The following is a 20,385-nucleotide window of genomic DNA, read 5'->3' on the forward strand; positions in this document are numbered from 1 at the left end:
AGGCGAGCAGTCTTGGGCCGCAAGGTTGCCTTCCTTTCGCCCGACCCCTCATGGGGAGCGGGTTCACAGATGCCCTCCCTGACGGAGTGGCCAGGGGGTTGTGTCGGTTAGTACAGCCAGCGGATGTCACGGGTCGATACAGGACAGGCCACCGTAACTATTTCGTTATTACACCGATTCTTTTCAGCTATAACTGACAAAAGTCATGGTCACCACGCGCATCACCACCCTCACATAGATCACTTCGAAGATGCAAAAGCCCGCGTCAGACCGGGGTCACCGGAGCCGCGCGGGCTTAACAAACAGGAAACCTTCCTAAAGGAAGGGGGGCCTCCCCACCGGGCCCACCCCTCACTCCCCCGGCGCACCCCCGGCCCCGGACACCCCGTCGACCACGATCTGCGCCACCTGACGCATGCTCAACCGGCGATCCATCGACGCCTTCTGAATCCACCGGAACGCCTGCGGCTCACTCCACCCGTGCTCCGACATCAACAGACCCTTCGCCCGCTCGACCAGCTTGCGCGTCTCCAGCCGATCAGAGAGCGACCCCACCTCCCGCTCAAGCGCCACGATCTCCTCGTGCCTGCTGACCGCCATCTCGATCGCGGGCACCAGATCCGACTTCGTGAACGGCTTCACCAAATACGCCATGGCCCCGGCGTCCCTCGCCCGCTCCACCAGATCACGCTGGGAGAACGCCGTGAGAATCAGACACGGGGCGATCCGCCGCGACACGATCTGCTCGGCGGCCGAGATTCCGTCCAGGATGGGCATCTTCACATCCAGGATCACCAGGTCGGGCCGGTGCTCGGCGGCCAGCGCGACGGCGGCCTCCCCGTCCCCGGCCTCCGCGACGACGGCGTACCCGTCCTCCTCCAGCATCTCCTTCAGGTCGAGGCGGATCAGAGCCTCGTCTTCCGCGATCACCACTCGCCGCTGCGTACTCACGAGCAAGAGAGTACCGATGTCCGCTAGATTAGAACCACGCCGGTGCCCACAGCCGATCCAGTTCTGGGTAAGCTCACCACCGGCACACAATCCGGACAAGTCCGGAAATATGCCCTGATATCCCAACGGCAGAGGAAATGGTCTCAAACACCATCTAGTGTGGGTTCGAATCCCACTCAGGGCACCAAAGGTCAGACCCCTCGGCGCACCGCGCGTTTTTGTCGCACCCTCCTGCGAAACTCTCCGCATGTATCACCTCACTGTGCGTCAGAGAGTGCTCCGGCTGCTCGATTCCGGGCAGACCATAAGCTCGGTCAGTCGCCAGACGGGTGTTTCCCGGGCGACGGTCAGGCAGTGGCGGGACCATCCCGACCGTCCGCCCTCCCGTACGGCCTCGTGTCCCCGGTGTCAGGAGATCCCGCAGCCTCCCACACCCGGTGACGTCTACGCCTACCTTCTGGGCCTTTATCTCGGTGACGGCTGTATCAGTGCCGTCGGAGACCCCGCGAAACAGGTGTGGTCACTACGGATCATGTGCGCGGACGCCTGGCCCGGGCTCCAGGAGGAGTGCGTCCAAGCCCTCACCGTCATCAGACCGGGCAACAAGGTCCGCAGGCTCCCCCGCCAGGGATGCACAGAGATCAACTGCTTCTCCAAGCACTGGCCTCACCTGTTCCCCCAGCACGGGCCGGGAAAGAAACACGAACGCCGGATCAGTCTGGAGAGCTGGCAGCGAGAGATCGTCGAGGCCAATCCCGGCAGCCTTGCACGGGGCCTTTTCCACTCCGACGGATGCAGATCGAACAACCGGGTCCGGCGAGAGTTCGGCGGCCGGTCACAGTGGTACGAATATCCGCGTTACCTCTTCGTCAACGAATCCCGTGACATTCTCACCCTCTGTGAGGAGACCCTCGACATGCTCGGGGTCGCCTGGAGTCGTCCCAAGCCGAACACCGTTTCCGTCGCCCGCAGGGAGGCCGTCGAGAGGCTGGACGAGTTCGTCGGCCCGAAGCACTGACGGTCCGCGTGGACGACTTGCCGCTGAGGGGAGGCATCGGGAAGAGTCGGCGGTTGCGGCCCTTCGATCTGAGAGGCAGACATGACTGGTGGCGTCGTCCCGGGGGAGCTCCGCCTGAGCGGGCACGGCCTGGTGTTGCGGGAGTGGGAGGACGATGACCTGGAGACGATGGTCGGCCTGTTCGACGATCCCGAGGTGGCCTACTGGACGCCTCTGGTCTCCCCGTTCGATCTGGAGGCCGCCCGGCTCTATCTGAAGCGTGCGCGGGAGCGCCGGGCGGCGGGGCAGGCCGTCCAGCTGGCCATCACAGAAGGCTCGGGGGCGGCGCTGGGTGAGGTGCTGCTGATGTGGAGCGAGCCCGGTTCGGGGGTCGCGGAGATCGGTTACAGCGTGGGTGCGGCCCATCGGGGGCGTGGGCTGGCGGTGCGGGCGGTGCGGGTCATGACGGAGTTCGCGCGGGGCACGCTGGGGATCGACCGGTTGCTGCTGGAGATCGAGAAGGAGAACACGGCGAGCGCGGCGGTGGCGGGCGCGGCGGGTTACTCCCTGACGGAGGCGCCGCCGATTCCCGGTGAGGAGAAGGGCAGGAGGTTGTTCCTGCGGACGTGGGAGTACGACGGTTGACCCGCCGTTGGCCCACGATGCCGGTACGGCGGGCGTCGGGGCGCCGGCCGTACCGGTTGGGTGCGGTTGGTCAGGCGGGGTGGGAGACGGCCGCGCCGATGGTGTGGACGCGCAGGGCGTTGGTCGAGCCCGCGGTGCCGGGAGGGGATCCGGCGACGATGACGACCTTGTCGCCCTTCTCCAGGCGGGCGTTGGCGAGCAGGGAGGCCTCGACCTGGCGGACCATGTCGTCGGTGTGGTGGACGAAGGGCACCTCGAAGGTCTCCACGCCCCAGGTGAGGGCCAGCTGGTTGCGGACGTGGGGGGCGGAGGTGAAGGCGAGCAGCGGGATGGGCGAGCGGTAGCGGGCCAGGCGGCGGGCGGTCTCGCCGGACATGGTGAAGGCGACGAGGGCCTTGGCCCCGACGATGGCGCCGACCTCGGCCGCGGCGCGGGCGATGGCGCCTCCGGTGGTCTCGGGCAGCCGGTCGAGGCTGTGCGTGGCGTGCAGGGAGGTCTTCTCCGCGGCGACCGCGATGCGGCTCATGGTCTGGACGGTCTCGATGGGGTAGTTGCCGACGGAGGTCTCGCCGGAGAGCATGACGGCGTCGGCGCCCTCCATGACGGCGTAGGCGACGTCGGAGGCCTCCGCGCGGGTCGGGCGGGGGGCGGAGATCATGGAGTCGAGCATCTGGGTGGCGACGATGACCGGCCGGGCCTTCTCGTGGCAGAGCTGGATGGCGCGTTTCTGGACGATCGGCACCTCTTCGAGGGGTAGTTCGACGCCGAGGTCGCCGCGGGCGACCATGATGCCGTCGAAGGCCTCGATGATCTCGGGGAGTCGTTCGACCGCCTGGGGCTTCTCGATCTTGGCGAGCAGCGGGAGGCGGACGGCTTCCTGTTCCATGATGTTGCGGACGACGTCGGCGTCCGAGGGGCGCCGGACGAAGGACAGGGCGATGAGGTCGAAGCCGGTGCGCAGGGCCCAGCGGAGGTCGGCCTCGTCCTTGTCGGTGAGGGCGGGGGCGCTGACGTTGACGCCGGGCAGGTTGAGGCCCTTGTTGTCGGAGATCATGCCGCCGATGATCACGCGGGTGGTCACGCGGGGGCCGTCGATGCGGGTGACCTCCAGGTGGACGCGTCCGTCGTCGACGAGGATGCTGTCACCGGGGCGGACGTCCTTGTGGAGGCCGAGGTAGGTGGTCGAGACCTGTTCGCGGTCACCGGGGACGTCCTCGGTGGTGATGGTGAAGACGTCTCCGAAACCGAGGCGGACGGGACCCTCCTCGAACTTTCCGACGCGGATCTTGGGGCCCTGCAGGTCGGCGAGCACGCCCACACCGCGGCCGAGTTCGGCGGCGGCCTCCCTCACCCTGTCGTATACCTCTTTGTGCAGTTCCTGGCTGCCGTGGCTGAGGTTGAAACGAGCCACGTCCATGCCTGCGGCGATGAGTTCGCGGAGGCGTTCCGGGGAGGAGGTGGCGGGGCCGAGGGTACAGACGATTTTTGCGCGACGAGTCACGGGTCCCACCCTAATTGGTACAGACCACTTGGTCGTTACGTTGGCCGGAGCAGGGGTGAAAAACTCGATGACATCGTGTCACCGGTGCGGACCCGGGTGTTCCCGTTGAACGCCTGTGGGGTGCCTGGGGTGTTGAGGCGGCGGCCGGAGTCGTGGCCTGTGAATGCGGGCGCGGACCATGATGGCCGAGGGGTCTCGGTCGCGGCGGTGCCGTACGGCCGGGCGTCGGGACCGGCCGGGTACGGCGATCTCCATCCGGCCGGCGGGATGAGCCCGTCGGACTTCTTCGGGGCGTCCGATGCAATCGGTGCTGGTCCTGCCGTACGTGGTCGAGGGGGTTCGCGGTCGTCGTGCCGCACCGGCGGCGGTGAGCCGTGGCGGCGCTCCGGCCTGGTGCCCGTGTACGGCGACGCGGGCGGTCAGGGGCCTGCCCCCCCTGCCGGTGGCGGGGTGGGACGGAGCGGGTCCCGACGGGGCGGTGCCGTACGTCGTCGTATGGACGGTTGCAACGCCGCGGGTGTGGCAGCCGGCCTCACAGGGCCGGGGCGGACGCGGCTCCGCCCCGGTTCAGGCGCCCTCGCGGGGCGTCACCGGCCCGTGTGGGTATGACGCCCGGAACGTCAGGGGGCGATGGTCGCGGCCTTGGCGGCGTCGACGATGCCGCGGCCGTAGAAACCGTTGCGGGACTTGGAGCCCTGGCAGGTGTGGGCGGCCTCGTCGCCGAAGCCCTGGTAGACGTAGCGGCGGGGCTTCGGGCAGGAGGTGCGGGTCGCGCTGGCGTAGAGCAGCCGTTCGACGTCGGCGGGGCGCATGGTGACGCCGTCCTTGGACGGTTTGCCGAAGCGGCTGATGATCACGGCGGCGACGCCGGTGGCGTGCGGGGCGGCCATGGAGCTGCCGGCGAGGTACTGGTAGTAGGCGCAGGTTCCCGCCTGGCAGTCACGTACGACGGAGCCGCTGCGCGGCTTGCCGTCGGCGTCGATGAGGTGTTCGGCGCGGAGCACGTTTTCCGGGGCCGCCGCCAGAACGGTCCTGGTGATGTCCTGGCCGCTCTCGCCGTCGGCGGCGTCGCCGCCGGGGGCCGCCAGGTCGGTCTGTTCGAGGCCGTAGTCGGAGTAGGAGGCCTTGCGCTTGGTCGGGCCGACTGCGGAGACCGAGATGACGCCCTTGGACTCGGCGGGGACGCTGAGGCAGGAGTTGCCGATCTTACGGGTGCGCTGCGCGTCGAGGGGGTAGTCGGGGCTGATGAGGTCGGTCTTCGGGTTTCCGAGGTCGGTGGCCTCGTTGCCGATCGCGCTGATCAGGGTGACGCCGTGTGCGCGGGCGTAGTCGAGGGCGCGCTGCATGCCGGTGATGACGCCGCGCTGTTCGAGTTGTTCCGCTTTGGAGTCGCGGGGGTTGGCGGTGCAGTTGAACAGCCACGGGTCGATGTAGTAGCTCATGTTGACCACGTCGATGCCGTTGTCCGCGGCGTAGGTGAGGGCGTCGATGCTGGGTTTGAGGAAGAACATCCCGGAGTCCTGGCCCGCGCGGAGGTTGACGAGGGAGACGCCGGGGGCGACACCTGCGATGCCCAGGCCGTTGATCGGGGAGGCGATGGTGCTGGCCACGTGGGTTCCGTGGCCGTCGTCGTCCCGGTCGACGGGGTCCTTGCAGCCCTTGAACTCGCAGGGGCCGTCGAGTTCCTTGCCGTTGGGGTCCTTGGGGATGTCGGTGACGAAGTTGCGGCTGAGGTCGCGGTTGAAGTTCGGGGCGATGTCGGGGTGTTTGCCGTCGATGCCGGTGTCGATGACGCCGACCAGCACCCGCTTGTCGCCGGGGGCGGTGGCGTGCGATCCGGTGGCGGTCGCGCCGATCATCTTCATGTCCCACTGCCGTCCGGCGAGGGGTTCGCCGCCGCTGAGGGCGATGGTCCTGATGTCGGAGACGTTGACCCCGGTCGCCGTGGCGGGGACGGAGGCGGCGTGGCCGATCCTGCGGTCGCCGGAGACTCCGGCGACGGAGGGGTCACCGGCGAGGCTCTCCACGAAGCCGGCGGCGGGGCCTCTGGCGACGACGTAGCCGAGTTTGGGTTCGGTGGAGAGCGGGGTTCCCCCGGCCTCCTCGACGGCCTTGACCGCTCCGGTCCGTGCGCCGTCGGCGTAGAAGACGAGGTAGTCGCGCAGCGCCCCGCCGCCGGCCGTGGCCTGGTTCGCGGGGGCGGCCGCGGTGAGACCCGCAACCACGGCGACGACGGCTGCCGCCCCGGTCAGGCGTGCGCGCCAGCGGTTCATCGATCCTCCACATCCGTTGGAGCCAGGAGAATCATCCTCAAGCCATCCGACCTGCAAAGCAAACCGATGTTCCCGGTACGGCGGGCGCAGAGCCGTACCGGGAACGCCGGGTCGTGTTCAGACCAGGGGTCTGGCGGTCGGCGGGATCGCCGTCGGCAGGGCGGTCTGGCCGGTGAGGTAGCGGTCGACGGCCGCGGCGGCGGAGCGGCCCTCGGCGATCGCCCAGACGATCAGCGACTGGCCGCGTCCCATGTCTCCGGCGACGAAGACGCCCTCGGCGGAGGTCATGTAGCCCTTGTCCCTGGCGACGTTGCCCCGGGCGTCGAAGAACTCGCCGTCGGCGGAGTCCGCGAGGTCCTGGAGCAGGCCGGCCTTCTCCGGGCCGACGAAGCCCATGGAGAGGGTGACGAGGTCTGCGGGGATCTCCCGTTCGGTGCCGGGGATCGGCTTGAAGCCGTTCGCGGGGCCCTCGACCTCGACGAGACGCAGTGCCCTGACGTTGCCGTCGGCGTCGCCGACGAACTCGGTGGTCGAGACGGCGTAGACGCGGTCGCCGCCGCCGTCGGCCAGTTCCTCGTGGGCGCTCTCCATCTTGAACAGGATGGGGAAGGTGGGCCAGGGCTGGCTGCCGGGGCGCTCGGCCGGGGGCTGTGGCATGATCTCCAGCTGGGTGACGGAGGCCGCCCCCTGGCGGATCGCGGTGCCGATGCAGTCGGCTCCGGTGTCGCCGCCTCCGATGACCACGACGTGCTTGTCCTTGGCGTCGATCGCCGAGACGGTGTGGTCGCCCTCCTGGACCTTGTTGGCCAGGGGGAGGTACTCCATCGCCTGGTGGACGCCCTTGAGGTCGCGTCCGGCGACCGGCAGGTCCCGCCACAGGGTGGCGCCGCCGGCCAGGACGACGGCGTCGAACTCCGCGCGGAGCTGGGCGGCCGTGACGTCGACGCCGACGTTGACGCCGGTGCGGAACTCGGTGCCCTCGGCCCGCATCTGGGCGAGCCTGCGGTCGATGTGCCGCTTCTCCATCTTGAACTCGGGGATGCCGTAGCGCAGCAGGCCGCCGACGCGGTCGGCGCGTTCGAACACCACCACGTCGTGCCCGGCCCTGGTGAGCTGCTGGGCGGCGGCCAGGCCCGCGGGCCCCGAGCCGACGACGGCGATCTTCCTGCCGGTCCTGGCCGTGGGGGTCTGGGGGGTGACCCAGCCCTCGTCGAAGGCGCGGTCGATGATCTCGACCTCGACGCGCTTGATCGCCACCGGGTCCGAGTTGATGCCGAGCACGCAGGCGGCCTCGCAGGGCGCGGGGCACAGGCGGCCGGTGAACTCGGGGAAGTTGTTGGTGGCGTGCAGGCGTTCGACGGCCTCGCGCCAGTCGTCGCGGTAGACCAGGTCGTTCCACTCGGGGATGAGGTTGCCCAGGGGGCAGCCGTTGTGGCAGAACGGGATGCCGCAGTCCATGCAGCGGGACGCCTGCTTGGTCAGGGCGGGCCTGGGGAAGTCCTGGTAGACCTCCTTCCAGTCGCGGATGCGCACGTCGACCGGGCGGCGGGCGGGCAGCTCGCGTCCGTGAGTGAGGAAACCCTTCGGGTCAGCCATCGGTGTGTACCCCCTTATCCCTGCACCGCGGCCGTCATGACCGCCTCGTCGATGTCTCTGCCCTCGCGCCTGGCGGCCTCGGCCGCGCGCAGCACCCGCTTGTAGTCGGTCGGCATGATCTTGCGGAAGCGGGCCGGGTCCCAGTCGGCCAGGAGTTCCTTGGCGACGGGCGAGCCGGTCTCCGCCAGGTGGGTCTCGACGATCTCCCGCAGTGTGTCGGCGTCGGTCTCGTCCAGGTCCTCGATCTCGACCATCTCGCGGTTGATCCGCGCGGTTTCCGGGTCGAGGAGGTAGGCGACGCCGCCGGACATGCCCGCGGCGAAGTTGCGGCCGGTGGGGCCGAGGACGACGACCCTGCCGCCCGTCATGTACTCGCAGCCGTGGTCGCCGACGCCCTCGACGACGGCGGTCGCCCCGGAGTTCCGTACGCAGAAGCGTTCGCCGACGACGCCGCGGATGTGGGCCTCGCCGGAGGTCGCTCCGTACAGGCCGACGTTTCCGGCGATGATGTGGCCGTCGAGGGGGGCCTCCTCGTGCGGCCTCACGGTGATCCGGCCGCCGGACAGGCCCTTGCCGAGGTAGTCGTTGGCGTCGCCGGTCAGGCGCAGGGTGACGCCCTTGGGCACGAAGGCGCCGAAGGAGTTGCCCGCTGAGCCGGTGAAGCGGACGTCGATGGTGTCGTCGGGTAGTCCCGCGCCGCCGTACCGCTTGGTCACCTCGTGGCCGAGCATGGTGCCGACCGTACGGTTGACGTTGCGGATGGGCAGGTCGAGCGTGACCGGGTCGCCGTTGGCCAGGGCGCCTTCGGCGAGCTGGATCAGGGTGTGGTCGAGGGCTCGTTCCAGGCCGTGGTCCTGTTCGGTGACGCGGCGCAGCGCGGTTCCCTCGGGGAGTTCCGGGCGGTGCAGGATCGGCGTGAGGTCCAGGCCTGAGGCCTTCCAGTGCTGCTCGGCGGGGGCGGTGTCCAGCAGTTCCGCGTGTCCGACGGCTTCGTCGAGGGTTCGGAAGCCGAGGGCGGCGAGGTATTCGCGGATCTCCTCGGCGATGAACTCGAAGAAGTTGACGACGAACTCGGGCTTGCCGCTGAAGCGCCTGCGCAGCTCGGGGTTCTGGGTCGCGACGCCGACCGGGCAGGTGTCCAGGTGGCACACGCGCATCATCACGCAGCCGGAGACGACCAGCGGGGCGGTGGCGAAGCCGTATTCCTCGGCGCCGAGCAGCGCGGCGATGATCACGTCACGGCCGGTCTTGAGCTGGCCGTCGACCTGCACGACGATGCGGTCGCGCAGCCCGTTGAGCAGCAGCGTCTGCTGGGTCTCGGCCAGGCCGAGCTCCCAGGGGGCGCCCGCGTGCTTGAGGGAGGTGAGCGGGGAGGCGCCGGTGCCGCCGTCGTGGCCGGAGATGAGCACGACGTCGGCGTGGGCCTTGGACACGCCCGCCGCGACCGTGCCGACGCCGACCTCCGCCACGAGCTTGACGTGCACGCGGGCGGCCGGGTTGGCGTTCTTCAGGTCGTGGATGAGCTGGGCGAGGTCCTCGATGGAGTAGATGTCGTGGTGCGGCGGCGGCGAGATGAGGCCGACGCCGGGGGTGGAGTGCCTGGTCTTGGCGATCCAGGGGTAGACCTTGTGGCCGGGCAGCTGGCCGCCCTCGCCGGGCTTGGCTCCCTGGGCCATCTTGATCTGCAGGTCGTCCGCGTTGACGAGGTACTCGGAGGTGACGCCGAAGCGGCCCGAGGCGACCTGCTTGATGGCCGAACGGCGGGCGGGGTCGTGGAGCCGGTCGGGGTCCTCGCCGCCCTCGCCGGTGTTGGACTTGGCGCCGAGGCGGTTCATCGCGACGGCGAGGGTCTCGTGCGCCTCCCTGGAGATGGAGCCGTAGGACATGGCGCCGGTCGAGAAGCGCTTGACGATCTCGCTGACCGGTTCGACCTCGTCGATCGGGACCGGTTCGCGGACTCCCTCACGGAGGGTGAACAGGCCGCGCAGGGTCATCAGCCGCTCGGCCTGGGAGTCGACGAGGGAGGTGTACTCCTTGAAGATCTCATAGCGGCGTGAGCGGGTGGCGTGCTGCAGCTTGAAGACGGTCTCGGGGTTGAACAGGTGGGGTTCGCCCTCGCGGCGCCACTGGTACTCGCCGCCGACCTCAAGCCTGCGGTGGGCGTTCTCCGCCCTGGGGTAGGCGCGGGCGTGGCGCAGCGCGGACTCCCCGGCCAGGACGTCGAAGCCGACGCCGCCGAGGCGGGAGGTGGTGCCGGTGAAGCAGGTGCCGATGACGTTCTCGTCGAGGCCGAGCGCCTCGAAGATCTGCGCGCCGGTGTAGGAGGCGACGGTGGACACGCCCATCTTGGACATGACCTTCAGGACGCCCTTGCCGTACGCCTTGATGAGGTTGCGCACGGCCTTGTCGCGCTCGACCTTCAGGACGCCGGAGGCGATCATGTCCTCGACGGTCTCGATGGCGAGGTAGGGGTTGACGGCGCCCGCGCCGTAGCCGATGAGCAGGGCCATGTGGTGGGCCTCACGTGCCTCGCCGGTCTCGATGACCAGGCCGACCCGGGTGCGGGTCTTCTCGGCGATGAGGTGGTGGTGCACCGCGCCGGTGAGCATCGGCGACGGGATGGGCGCGAGGGCGTCGGAGGAGCCCCGGTCGGACAGCACGATGATCCGTGCGCCGCCCTCGATCGCCGCGGAGACCTCGGTGCGGATCTCCTCGATGCGGTGGAGCATGGCCTCGCCGCCGCCGTGGACCTCGTAGAGGCCGGAGACGACGTGCGGGCGGAAGCCGGGCAGCGCGCCTTCGTCGTTGATGTGGATGATCTTGGCGAGCTCGTCGTTGTCGATCACCGGGTAGGGCAGCACGAGCTGGCGGCAGGAGGAGGGCTCGGGGGCGAGCAGGTTGCCCTCGGGGCCGAGCGTGCTGGCCAGGGAGGTGACGAGTTCCTCGCGGATGGCGTCCAGCGGCGGGTTGGTGACCTGCGCGAACAGCTGGCTGAAGTAGTCGAACAGCAGCCTGGGCCGGTCGCTGAGGACGGCCACGGGGGTGTCGGTTCCCATGGAGCCGATGGGCTCGGCGCCCGTGGTCGCCATGGGCGCCAGGATGATCCGCAGCTCCTCCTCGGTGTAGCCGAAGGTCTGCTGCCGCTTGATGAGCGCCTCGTGGGTGGGGATCTCCCGCGAGCGGGCGGGCAGTTCCTCGAAGCGGACCAGGCCCGCGTGCAGCCAGTCGCCGTAGGGCAGTTCGGCGGCGAGCCGGGCCTTGATCTCGTCGTCCTCGATGATCTTGCCGCGGGCGGTGTCGACCAGGAACATCCTGCCGGGCTGCAGGCGGCCCTTGCGGACCACGTCCTGCGCGGGGATGTCGAGGACGCCCGCCTCCGAGGCGAGTACGACGAGGCCGTCGGTGGTCACCCAGAACCGGCCGGGGCGCAGGCCGTTGCGGTCGAGGACCGCGCCGACGAGGGTGCCGTCGGAGAAGGTGATCGAGGCGGGGCCGTCCCAGGCCTCCATGAGGGTGGAGTGGAACTCGTAGAAGGCCCGCCGTGCGGGGTCCATCTCGGTGTTGTTCTCCCACGCCTCGGGGATCATCATCAGCACGGCGTGGGGCAGTTCGCGTCCGGCGAGGTGGAGCAGTTCGAGCGTCTCGTCGAAGGAGGCGGTGTCGGAGCCGTCCGGGTCGCAGATCGGGAACAGCCGCGACAGGTCGCCGGGCAGGGCGGCGGTGCTCAGCATGGCCTCGCGGGCGCGCATCCAGTTGCGGTTGCCCTTGACCGTGTTGATCTCGCCGTTGTGGGCGACGTAGCGGTAGGGGTGCGCCAGCGGCCAGGAGGGGAAGGTGTTGGTCGAGAAGCGCGAGTGGACCAGCGAGATGGCGGTCTCGTAGCGCTCGTCGCTCAGGTCGGGGAAGAAAGGCTCGACCTGGCCGGGGGTGAGCATGCCCTTGTAGACGATCGTCCGTGAGCTGAGCGAGGGGAAGTAGACCTTCGTCTCGTGCTCGGCCCGCTTGCGCAGGCAGAAGGCGATCCGGTCCAGCTGGAGGCCGCTCTCACCTCCGGGGGAGGAGACGAACAGCTGCGCGAAGTGCGGCATGGTCGCACGGGCGCTGGGGCCGGGCAGTGCCCGGTCGGTCGGGACGTCGCGCCAGCCGAGGACCGTGAGGCCCTCCTCGTCCGCGATCCGCTCGATCTGCCGTACCGCGTCGTGGCGGGCTTCCGCCTCGGCGGGCAGGAAGGCGGTGCCGACCGCGTACGAGCCCGCCTCGGGGAGCGGGAAGCCCGCCTCCGCGCGGAGGAAGGTGTCGGGGATCTGCGTGAGGATGCCGGCACCGTCACCGGTGTCGGGCTCGCTTCCCTGGGCTCCCCGGTGGTCGAGGTTGCACAGGGCCGTCAGCGCCTTTGTGACGATGTCGTGGCTGCGGCGGCCCGCGACGTCGGCGACCATGGCGACGCCACAGGCGTCGTGCTCGTTCGAAGGGTGGTACAGGCCCTGGGGCTCGGGGAAACCGAGGTGGGCAGCAGGCATCGAATCCCTCCCGTCGTCTCGCTGCTCTGGATCAAGCTAGGGACGACGTTGGCCCTGCTGCGTGGTGGGTAGACATTACCGTACCCTGCCGGAAAGCTACCTACCCGGTCCGCATAGCGACCATTTAGTACAGGTTTGCCCACTTCAGTCAACATGCCCGTACGGCACGGCATTCCATCGGGCGCCCTAAGGTTGGCGCATGGACGCGATTGCGGATCTCCTCGCGCGGGCGGGAGTCGACGGCAGGAGACCGAGGGCCGTGCTGGCCGCGCTGGGCGACGGCCGCTGGTGGACCCTCGCCGATCTGGTCAGGCTGACCGCGACGTCACGGCGGACGGTCGAGTCCCTGCTGCGCGAGCTCGACCTGGAGCGCTCCGGCGACCGGTTCAGGCTCAGGGCCCCGCTGCCGGAGGCACCCGTGTCCCGTGCGCCCGCCGACCCGGTGGCCCACCTGCTGCCCGAGCAGGCCGGCCTGGTCGCCACGATGGAGAAGCTGATCACCGGCGCGCCCCGGGGGCGTCACACGCTCGACCACGTGTCGGCGACCGCGGAGACCGTGGTCAGACGGGCCCTGCTGCTTGAGGCGAGGTTCTGGCTCGACGGCGCCCGCCTGCTGTGCGTCGGCGACCACGACCTGACCTCGCTGGCCGTCGCGGCGCTGTGCCCCGGCCTTGAGGTGACCGTCGCCGACATCGACGAGCGCATCCTCGGCTACATCGCCGAGCAGGCCGGACGCCTGGGCCTGCCGGTGCGCACCCGCTGGGCCGACCTGCGCCTCGGCCTGCCCGCCTCGGCTCGCGGATGGGCCGACCTGGCGATCACCGACCCGCCCTACACGCCCGAGGGGGTCGGGCTGTTCGTCGCCCGCGCCGCCGAGGGGCTGCGCGACCGCGACCAGGGCCGCGTCCTGCTGGCCTACGGCGCCAGCGAACGCACTCCCGCCCTGGCGCTGAAGGTGCAGAACGCCCTGTCCGCCCTCAACCTCGTCAACGAGGCGATCTACCCCGACTTCAACCGCTATCTCGGCGCCGAGGCCATCGGCTCGGCCGCCGACCTGTACGTCCTGCGGCCGACCACGAAGACCTGGCCCGCCGTCGCCGCCCGCGTCGAGGGCCTCAGCGCCGCCATCTACACCCAGGGCCCCCAGGCGGTCGAGTCGGCGGCCTCATCCGCTCCTCCTCCCCCGGTCACCGGGAGTCCCGAGGTGCTGGTCGGGGACTGGCCCGCCCAGGTGCTGCCCCGCACCCCCAGGGCCCGCCTGTCGACCTGGCTCGCCAAGCCGTACGCCACCGACCCCGCCGAGGTGGCGATCGCGGTGCCCGCGGGGCTTGAGGCCGCGCTGCCCCGGCTGCTGCTGGCCACCCGCGCCCGCCGGGTCCAGGTCACACTGGCCGAGCCTCCCACCGCCCTGCCCGCCGAGCTGTCGGCCGTCTACGAGCTGACCGCCGAGGGCCGGACCGTGCACGCCGTACGGCTGCCGCCCCCGCAGACCGACGAGGGCCGCGTCCTGCGGCGCGTCCTGGACAACGCCCACGGCAAGGTCGCCAACACCTGGCGGGAGGCTCTCATCTCGGTCAGAGGTGAGCTGACCAAACGGCAGGCCAGGGCACTCGTCGCGCTGAGCGCGCCGTGGGCGCAGGACGTCACCGTCCTCGAACTGCCCGCGCACCGGCTGCGGGAGCTCCAGGACGCGGTCGCGCGCTCCCTGACCGCGCCCGTGCCCGCGGACTGAGCGCGCTCAGCGCACCAGACGGTGCTGGAGCAGCAGGCTGGGGCTGTCGACGGCCACCTGCGGGTAGGTCAGGTCGGCCTTACCCGCCCCCTGCCCCGTGTTCCCGGCGGGGGCGACCCAGCTGACGGTGACGTAGTGGCCGAGGGCGCGGGCCTGTGCCCAGCCCGCGGCCCCCTGGAAGCCCTCCGGGGCACCCGGGACCGGCCGTACGAAACCGTCACGGCCCAGCACGCCGACGAGCCGGTCGGCGGCGGCGGAGTCGGCCAGGTTGAAGACGACGAACTGGCCGAGGACCCGGCCGTCACGGGTCGCGTAACGGGCGCGCAACACCTGGGTGCATCCGGCCACGGCCTCCCGTGCCCCACCCCAGACCGCCGAGGCGCAGTCGGTCAGCTGTTCGGTGCCCTGGCGCGTGAGCGTGACGCCGCCCGCGCTCACCGAACCCGTGGGAAAGACCTCCGCGACGGTCAGCGGGTCGGGATCGGCGGCCCGGGTGGCGATGGGGTCGTAGTGCGCCGTGGTCCGCTCGGCCCTGAAGGTCGCCGGGCGCTGGGTGTCCGTACCCGCCCGTGACCACAGGAACACCGCGGTCCCCGCGGCGGCGAGGGCCACGACGGCGACGGCGATGATCCACTTACGCATGACCGATGAGCCTACTGTCCGTGGGGTCACGAGGGGGACGCGGCGGGCTTCACCGCGACGACACGGCGGAAAACGGCCCTCTCCGCGCCCCTGACCGCCAGGGACAGGGAGACGAAGTCGTCCTTCTCGCCGGGATCGGCGCCGTCGGCGCGGCCGATCCAGACCAGGGCCGCGTAGTGGCCCATGGCGTTGCCGCTGCCCTCGCTGTAACCGGAGGAGGAGAACGGTGCCCTGCCGCCCTGCCCCAGCGGCTGTGGCCAGCCTCCCCGGTAGCCCGCGGTCAGGGACTGGACCAGTTCGTTGGCCGCGGCGGTGTCACGCAGGTTGAACAGGGTGTACTGCGCGACGTAGCGGCCGTCCGCGCTGGTGTAGGTGCCCCGCAGCGCCTGGGTGCAGCCCGACCTGGTGAGCTGGTCGGCCAGTTCCCTCCCCCAGACCGCCGCCGAGCAGGTCGCGTCGAGTTTGGTGGCGCCCAGCTTCAGGGTGATCGCACCCTCTTTGAGGGTCCTGACGGGGAAGATCTCCTTGAGGGTGAGCGGCGCCGGGTCGGCCGTGTTCCGTTCGATGGGCGCGAACAGCTTCGGCGAGTTCCATCCCTTGTAGGTGTCGGGCCTCGGCTGGGTCACGATGGCGGCGGCGGTCGCCCGCTCGGGGACGAAGTCGTTGCCGACCGCGGAGATCACAAAGGCCAGGACGACCGCGGTGACGATCACTCCGACGACGGAACCGCCGATCACCAGCAGCCGCTGCTGGAGGCGACTCAGCCCCAGCTCCCGCAGTCTGCCGCCCTCCACGGGCTGCGCCGTCCTGGAGGAGCCGCGCCGGCGCCTGCGCGACGGGGTCGGGGCCTGGGGGCTGGGCGCGTTCACAGGCCGCCCCCGCCCAGCAGGTGGCCGAGGCCGAAGGTCAGGAGCGCGGCGAGCGCGCCGACGCCGAGCTGGCGCAGCCCGCTGTACCACCAGCTGCGCGCGGTGACCCTGGAGACCAGTGCCCCCGCCCCGAACAGCGCCAGGCACGAGACGATCGCGGAACCGACCAGGCTGGTGACCCCGAGAAGGTACGGCAGCAGCGGCAGGACCGCGCCGACGCTGAAGGACAGGAACGAGGAGACCGCGGCGACCTTGGGCGAGGGAAGGTCCCCCGGGGTTACGCCGAGTTCGGCGCTGGTGTGCACCTCAAGCGCCTTGTCGGGATTGAGGGAGATCTGCCTGGCCACCTCCGCCGCCAGCTCGGGCTGGACACCGCGCGACTCGTAGAGCTGGGCGAGTTCGCGCAGTTCGGCCTCGGGGTTGCGTTCCAGCTCACGCCGCTCGACGTCGATCTCGGCGACGGCGAGCTCCCGCTGGCTGGCGACCGAGACGTACTCGCCGCCCGCCATGGAGAACGCCCCCGCCGCCAGGCCCGCGATGCCCGCCAGCACGACGACCTGGGTGCTCGTCGTGCCGCCCGCGACACCGGCGATCAGCGCGAAGTTCGACACGAGCCCGTCCATCGCCCCGAAGACGGAGGGCCGCAGCCAGCCGCCGTTGACATCCCGGTGGGCGTGGTGGATCTCGGCGCGCTCCTGGGCGCCGCCCTGACTCATCGTTCCTCTTTCTTCGCCTGGTTCCTTAGCGGGGGCAGACCCGGCTCACGCCGTGCCTTTCTCCCCTGCTGCGCGCTCGCCGTCGGCCGCGGCCGTCTCGGCCTCGTCGGCCTGGTCGGACCCGTGGGCGGGGTCGGTCTCTGCGCCCGTCTGGGCGAAGGCGGACACGAACTCCGCCTTTCCATCCTGCCCGTCCTGCCCGCCGGCCTGCTCCGAGGGGGGCGCGGAATCAGCGGGCCGGTCGTCCTCGGACTCCGCCCGCGGCCCGGTCTCGTGCTCGTCCGCCTGGTCGGCGGCGTGCGCGGGGTCGGCCGGATCGCCGGCCTCCTGGTCCTGCGTCACCCCGACGACCCGCTCCTCACCGGTCTTGTTCCTGGTGCTCCAGAACCAGATGAGTGCCGCGACGAACAGCACGATGGAGGTCCACTGGTTGAGCCGCAGGCCGAGGATGTGGTGGGCGGTGTCGATGCGCAACCCCTCGATCCAGAACCGGCCCAGGGTGTAGCCCGCGATGTAGAGCAGGAACAACCGGCCGTGCCTGAGGGCGAACCTGTGGCCCGCCCAGACCAGCACGAGGGCCAGACCCAGGTCCCACACCATCTCGTACAGGAAGGCGGGGTGGTAGGTGGAGACCCCCGGCAGCGTTCCCGGCTTGTCGGGGTCGATCTCCAGGCCCCACGGCAGGGTCGTCGGGCTGCCGAACAGCTCCTGGTTGAAGTAGTTGCCCAACCGGCCGATGGCCTGGCCGACCGCGATGGCCGGGGCCACGACATCGGCGACCGCGGACACCGAGATTCCCCGATTGCGGCAGCCGAACCAGACGCCCAGCGCGCCCAGGGTGACGGCCCCCCAGATGCCCAGCCCCCCGTTCCAGATGTAGAGCGCCTCGATGGGCGTGTGAGGGGCGTCAGGCCCGAAGTAGAGCTGCCAGTCGGTGATGACGTGGTAGAGACGCCCGCCGACCAGGCCGAACGGCACGGCCCAGACGGCGAGGTCGACGATGGTGCCCGGCGTTCCCCCACGGGCGCGCCAGCGGCGCTCGCCGATGGCGACGGCGACGATGACGCCGAGCACGATGCACAGCGCGTAGGCCCTGATGGGGATTACACCGAGGTACCAGACCCCCTGCGAGGGGCTGGGAATCGAGGCGAGGGGCATGTCAGGTGACGTTACCGTGTCGCGGGCTACTTGGCGGCATCGAGAACGGCTTTACGGAGATCCGCGGGCTTGAACGCGACGTCGTTGCCGATCTCGGTCCCGTTGATCTTCAGCGTCGGCGTGCCGCTGAGCTTGGCGGCCTGCATGGTCCTGGTGCTGTAGTCGATCTGCTCCTGGGCCTTCTGCTGGGTGGTCACGCAGGTGGCGAAGGCCGAGCCGGTGACCCCTGCGTCTCTGCCCCAGTCGACCATGTCGTCCACCTTGAAGCCCTCGACGGTCTCGGAGGGCTGCTCCTTGAACAGCTTGTCGTGGAACTTCGACCACGGGGTCCCTCCGGGGATGCACCGGGAGGCGGCCCCGGCACGCAGGGAGTTACCCCTGGTGACGCCCTGGTTCATCTCCTGCGAGAAGATCGTGATGGGGTGGTAGACCACCTTGACCTTTCCCTCGGCGGCCAGGTTCTTGATGGTGGGCCCGCTGGTCTGCTCCATCGCCCTGCACGCGGGGCACTGGAAGTCCTCGTAGACGTCCAGGACCGGCTTCTCGACGCCCGCGACGGCCATCACGACGGAACCGTCCGGGGAGGCGGTGATCGGCGCGAGCGCCTGGGTGACCTCCTCGGGCTTGCTGCCGTTGGCGGCGTACCACCATCCGGCTCCGATCGCGCCGAGGGCGACGACCACCACGGTCGTCACCGTCGCGACGCGCTTGAGCCGCTCCTTCTGCCGCTGCTCCTCCCGCTGTGCCTTGATCCGCTCACGCACCGAGTGCTCCCGTGCGGCCTTGCCCATCAGTGATCCTCCTGTTTCCGTGGTTCCTCCTCGCCGTCCACCTCGTCGTACGACTCCCGCTCAGGGGCCAGCCCGAGCGCGGAGTCCAGCGCGAGTCGTCCCGGACCGAACCGGGCGACGAGCACGCCGAGAACGAAGAGACCGGAGTCCCGCAGGATGTCGACGAGGTAGTCGGGCTCGACCCCCGGCTTGAGCTGGCCGCCGCCGCCGAAGCAGCCGCAGTCGATCCGCAGGCCGCGCGCCCACACGGAGGCGATGCCGATGACGAACGCCAGCATGAGCAGCGCGGAGATGCCGCCCACGACGCGGGTGAGCAGTCCGACAACCAGCAACACCCCAATGACGATCTCCAGGATGGGCAGGCCGTAGCCGACCACCGTGGCAAGCGAGTCTGGAAGCAGTTCGTACGCCTTGACCGACTGGACGGAAAGCACAGGCGTGCCGATCTTGCCCCAACCTGCGACAATGAGCACCCCCGCCAGCACCAACCGCGAGACGGTCGTCACCCAGGGTAGCGTCGAACTAGCTCTGCGCGACCTCGGGGGGGCCTGCTTTTCAGAAGTCACGAGCATCATCGTCTCCCATTCCGGACCTGCGTCGCGGCCGTCGCCGGCGGCTACACGCGTTCCTGAGGAACCCCATCACGTGCTGGATAAGCGTCGGGTAAGTCAATCGGCCGACCGTAACGCGCTCCGTGAGGGTCCCGAAACTCCGGTCTCCCGTTCGCCGAGTGTCCGGCCGGGCGTGGCATGGCGCGAAGGCGGGGACGGCATGGCCGCCGCCTCGGCTCCTCCGCCACTGGCACACACCCTCCAGGTTCGATGACCGTCCCGGTTTCCCCCATGTCCCTGCGCCTGTGCGATCGGCGGGCCGAGCCTGTTCGAACTGGGAAATCGTAGCCGAGGCACGGTCCTCGCGGCGTTTTCAGGTCAACGGGGGGAGCGTTCGGACTGAACCGGGAGAGAGGTCTCGCACCCCCGGGGCCGATGCGCCGCTTCCAGCGTACGCATTTCCAGAGTACGCCGCAGCCTTCCGCGCAGGTCGGCGGGCATGACGACGCCCCGGCTCCATGGGGCGGCGCCGTACGAAGAACGCGGCCGTCCTGTGTGGACGGCCGCGTCGTATGAGATTTCAGGCGTGTCCCGGGCAAGCCCGGTTTTCAGCGGCGAATCAGGCGCGCACGCCCGCCGCCAGCTCGGCTCCCAGTTCCCTGACCGCGGCCAGGCCCGAGGCCTCATCCGGGGCGTCGAGCAGGCGGCGGATGAACGCCGAGCCGACGATGACGCCGTCGGCGTAGCGGGCGACCTGGGCCGCCTGCTCGCCGGTGCCGACTCCGAGGCCGACGCAGACCGGCAGTGAGGTCTGCCTGCGGGTCCGCTCGACCAGGCCTTCGGCGGCCTCACCGACCGTGGCGCGCGCCCCGGTGACGCCCATCAGGGAGGCGGCGTAGACGAAGCCCGTGCAGCACTCGGCGACGGCCTTGATGCGTGTCTCGGGAGAGCTGGGTGCGACGAGGAAGACGGTGTCGATTCCGGCCCCCGCGCTGGCCTCCCGCCACGGCCCCGACTCCTCCGGGGTCAGGTCGGGGGTGATGGTCCCCGTCCCGCCCGCTGCGGCCAGGTCACGGGCGAACCGGTCGGCGCCGTAGCGGTCGATCGGGTTCCAGTAGGTCATGACCAGCGTGGCGGCGCCCGTCTTGGCCACCCCCTCGACCGTGCGCAGCACGTCGGCGATGCGGGTGCCGTTGATCAGCGACCGGTGCACGGCGTCCTGGATGGTCGGGCCGTCCATGAGCGGATCGGAGTACGGCAGGCCGATCTCGATCACGTCGCAGCCGGCCTCGACCATGGCGGTCGCGGCCGCGATCGCGCCGTCCTTCGTGGGGAAACCCGCGGGGAGGTATCCGATGAGGGCGGCGCGATCGTCCGCCTTAGCCTTGGCGAACACCGTCTGAAGAGTCGTCATCGTTGGTTCCGTTGTCGGTCGTGGCCTCC

At 70.2% G+C, this 20,385-nt stretch carries 15 protein-coding genes and 1 tRNA gene; 4 read left to right on the forward strand and 12 right to left on the reverse strand.

Features of this window, described 5'->3' with window-relative positions; genetic code table 11:
- Positions 1 to 351 precede the first annotated feature (351 nt).
- Complete coding sequence (locus ACFOYY_RS13330) at positions 352 to 933, reverse strand: ANTAR domain-containing response regulator (RefSeq protein WP_352009462.1); 582 nt, start codon at positions 931 to 933, stop codon at positions 352 to 354.
- A gap of 129 nt (positions 934 to 1,062) precedes the next feature.
- Here ACFOYY_RS13330 and ACFOYY_RS13335 point away from each other — a divergent pair.
- The 3 genes from ACFOYY_RS13335 (at position 1,063) to ACFOYY_RS13345 (ending at position 2,593) form a co-directional block, all read left to right on the forward strand.
- Positions 1,063 to 1,138 (forward strand) — tRNA-Leu (locus ACFOYY_RS13335).
- Positions 1,139 to 1,213: 75 nt separating this feature from the next.
- Positions 1,214 to 1,969 carry a helix-turn-helix domain-containing protein gene (locus ACFOYY_RS13340; RefSeq protein ID WP_352009071.1) on the forward strand — a complete coding sequence of 252 codons (756 nt, stop codon included), beginning with the start codon at positions 1,214 to 1,216 and terminating at the stop codon, positions 1,967 to 1,969.
- 81 nt (positions 1,970 to 2,050) lie between these two features.
- Positions 2,051 to 2,593 carry a GNAT family N-acetyltransferase gene (locus ACFOYY_RS13345; protein ID WP_352009070.1) on the forward strand — a complete coding sequence of 181 codons (543 nt, stop codon included), beginning with the start codon at positions 2,051 to 2,053 and terminating at the stop codon, positions 2,591 to 2,593.
- A gap of 70 nt (positions 2,594 to 2,663) precedes the next feature.
- On the opposite strand, the gene pyk is transcribed toward ACFOYY_RS13345, so the two are convergent.
- The 4 genes from pyk to gltB all read right to left on the reverse strand — a co-directional run bounded on the left by pyk (position 2,664) and on the right by gltB (position 12,483).
- Positions 2,664 to 4,094 (reverse strand): pyruvate kinase, encoded by a 1,431-nt coding sequence (gene pyk / locus ACFOYY_RS13350; RefSeq protein ID WP_352009069.1) that lies wholly within the window; start codon positions 4,092 to 4,094, stop codon positions 2,664 to 2,666.
- 620 nt (positions 4,095 to 4,714) lie between these two features.
- Positions 4,715 to 6,367: a S8 family peptidase gene (locus ACFOYY_RS13355; protein WP_386189945.1), complete on the reverse strand. Its 1,653-nt coding sequence runs from the start codon at positions 6,365 to 6,367 to the stop codon at positions 4,715 to 4,717.
- A gap of 117 nt (positions 6,368 to 6,484) precedes the next feature.
- Positions 6,485 to 7,963 (reverse strand): glutamate synthase subunit beta, encoded by a 1,479-nt coding sequence (locus ACFOYY_RS13360; RefSeq protein ID WP_362771577.1) that lies wholly within the window; start codon positions 7,961 to 7,963, stop codon positions 6,485 to 6,487.
- A 14-nt stretch (positions 7,964 to 7,977) separates the two neighbouring features.
- Positions 7,978 to 12,483, reverse strand: coding sequence for a glutamate synthase large subunit (gltB, locus tag ACFOYY_RS13365; protein WP_386189946.1), 4,506 nt, complete (start codon positions 12,481 to 12,483; stop codon positions 7,978 to 7,980).
- A gap of 199 nt (positions 12,484 to 12,682) precedes the next feature.
- Here gltB and ACFOYY_RS13370 point away from each other — a divergent pair, with 199 nt between their 5' ends.
- Complete coding sequence (locus ACFOYY_RS13370; RefSeq protein ID WP_352009065.1) at positions 12,683 to 14,215, forward strand: bis-aminopropyl spermidine synthase family protein; 1,533 nt, start codon at positions 12,683 to 12,685, stop codon at positions 14,213 to 14,215.
- 6 nt (positions 14,216 to 14,221) lie between these two features.
- Here the strand turns inward: ACFOYY_RS13370 and ACFOYY_RS13375 are convergent, their stop codons facing one another.
- The 7 genes from ACFOYY_RS13375 to trpA all read right to left on the reverse strand — a co-directional run bounded on the left by ACFOYY_RS13375 (position 14,222) and on the right by trpA (position 20,356).
- Complete coding sequence (locus ACFOYY_RS13375) at positions 14,222 to 14,857, reverse strand: hypothetical protein (protein ID WP_386189947.1); 636 nt, start codon at positions 14,855 to 14,857, stop codon at positions 14,222 to 14,224.
- 26 nt (positions 14,858 to 14,883) lie between these two features.
- Complete coding sequence (locus ACFOYY_RS13380; protein WP_352009063.1) at positions 14,884 to 15,726, reverse strand: hypothetical protein; 843 nt, start codon at positions 15,724 to 15,726, stop codon at positions 14,884 to 14,886.
- On the reverse strand, positions 15,723 to 16,442 hold the full coding sequence (locus tag ACFOYY_RS13385) for a VIT1/CCC1 transporter family protein (protein WP_352009062.1): 720 nt from the start codon (positions 16,440 to 16,442) through the stop codon (positions 15,723 to 15,725). The genes ACFOYY_RS13380 and ACFOYY_RS13385 overlap by 4 nt, the downstream gene beginning before the upstream one ends.
- 45 nt (positions 16,443 to 16,487) lie before the next feature.
- On the reverse strand, positions 16,488 to 17,600 hold the full coding sequence (lgt, locus tag ACFOYY_RS13390; RefSeq protein ID WP_386189948.1) for a prolipoprotein diacylglyceryl transferase: 1,113 nt from the start codon (positions 17,598 to 17,600) through the stop codon (positions 16,488 to 16,490).
- A gap of 26 nt (positions 17,601 to 17,626) precedes the next feature.
- The gene (locus tag ACFOYY_RS13395; RefSeq protein ID WP_352009060.1) at positions 17,627 to 18,391 is read right to left on the reverse strand and encodes a DsbA family protein; all 765 of its coding nucleotides are present in this window, start codon (positions 18,389 to 18,391) and stop codon (positions 17,627 to 17,629) included.
- The gene (locus tag ACFOYY_RS13400) at positions 18,391 to 18,897 is read right to left on the reverse strand and encodes a DoxX family protein (RefSeq protein WP_352009059.1); all 507 of its coding nucleotides are present in this window, start codon (positions 18,895 to 18,897) and stop codon (positions 18,391 to 18,393) included. Before ACFOYY_RS13400 ends, ACFOYY_RS13395 begins: the two co-directional genes overlap by 1 nt.
- 664 nt (positions 18,898 to 19,561) lie before the next feature.
- Positions 19,562 to 20,356: a tryptophan synthase subunit alpha gene (gene trpA, locus ACFOYY_RS13405; protein ID WP_352009058.1), complete on the reverse strand. Its 795-nt coding sequence runs from the start codon at positions 20,354 to 20,356 to the stop codon at positions 19,562 to 19,564.
- Between the last annotated feature and the right edge of the window lie 29 nt (positions 20,357 to 20,385).

The organism is Streptosporangium jomthongense (genome assembly GCF_042650425.1).
Taxonomy (GTDB): Bacteria; Actinomycetota; Actinomycetes; order Streptosporangiales; family Streptosporangiaceae; genus Streptosporangium.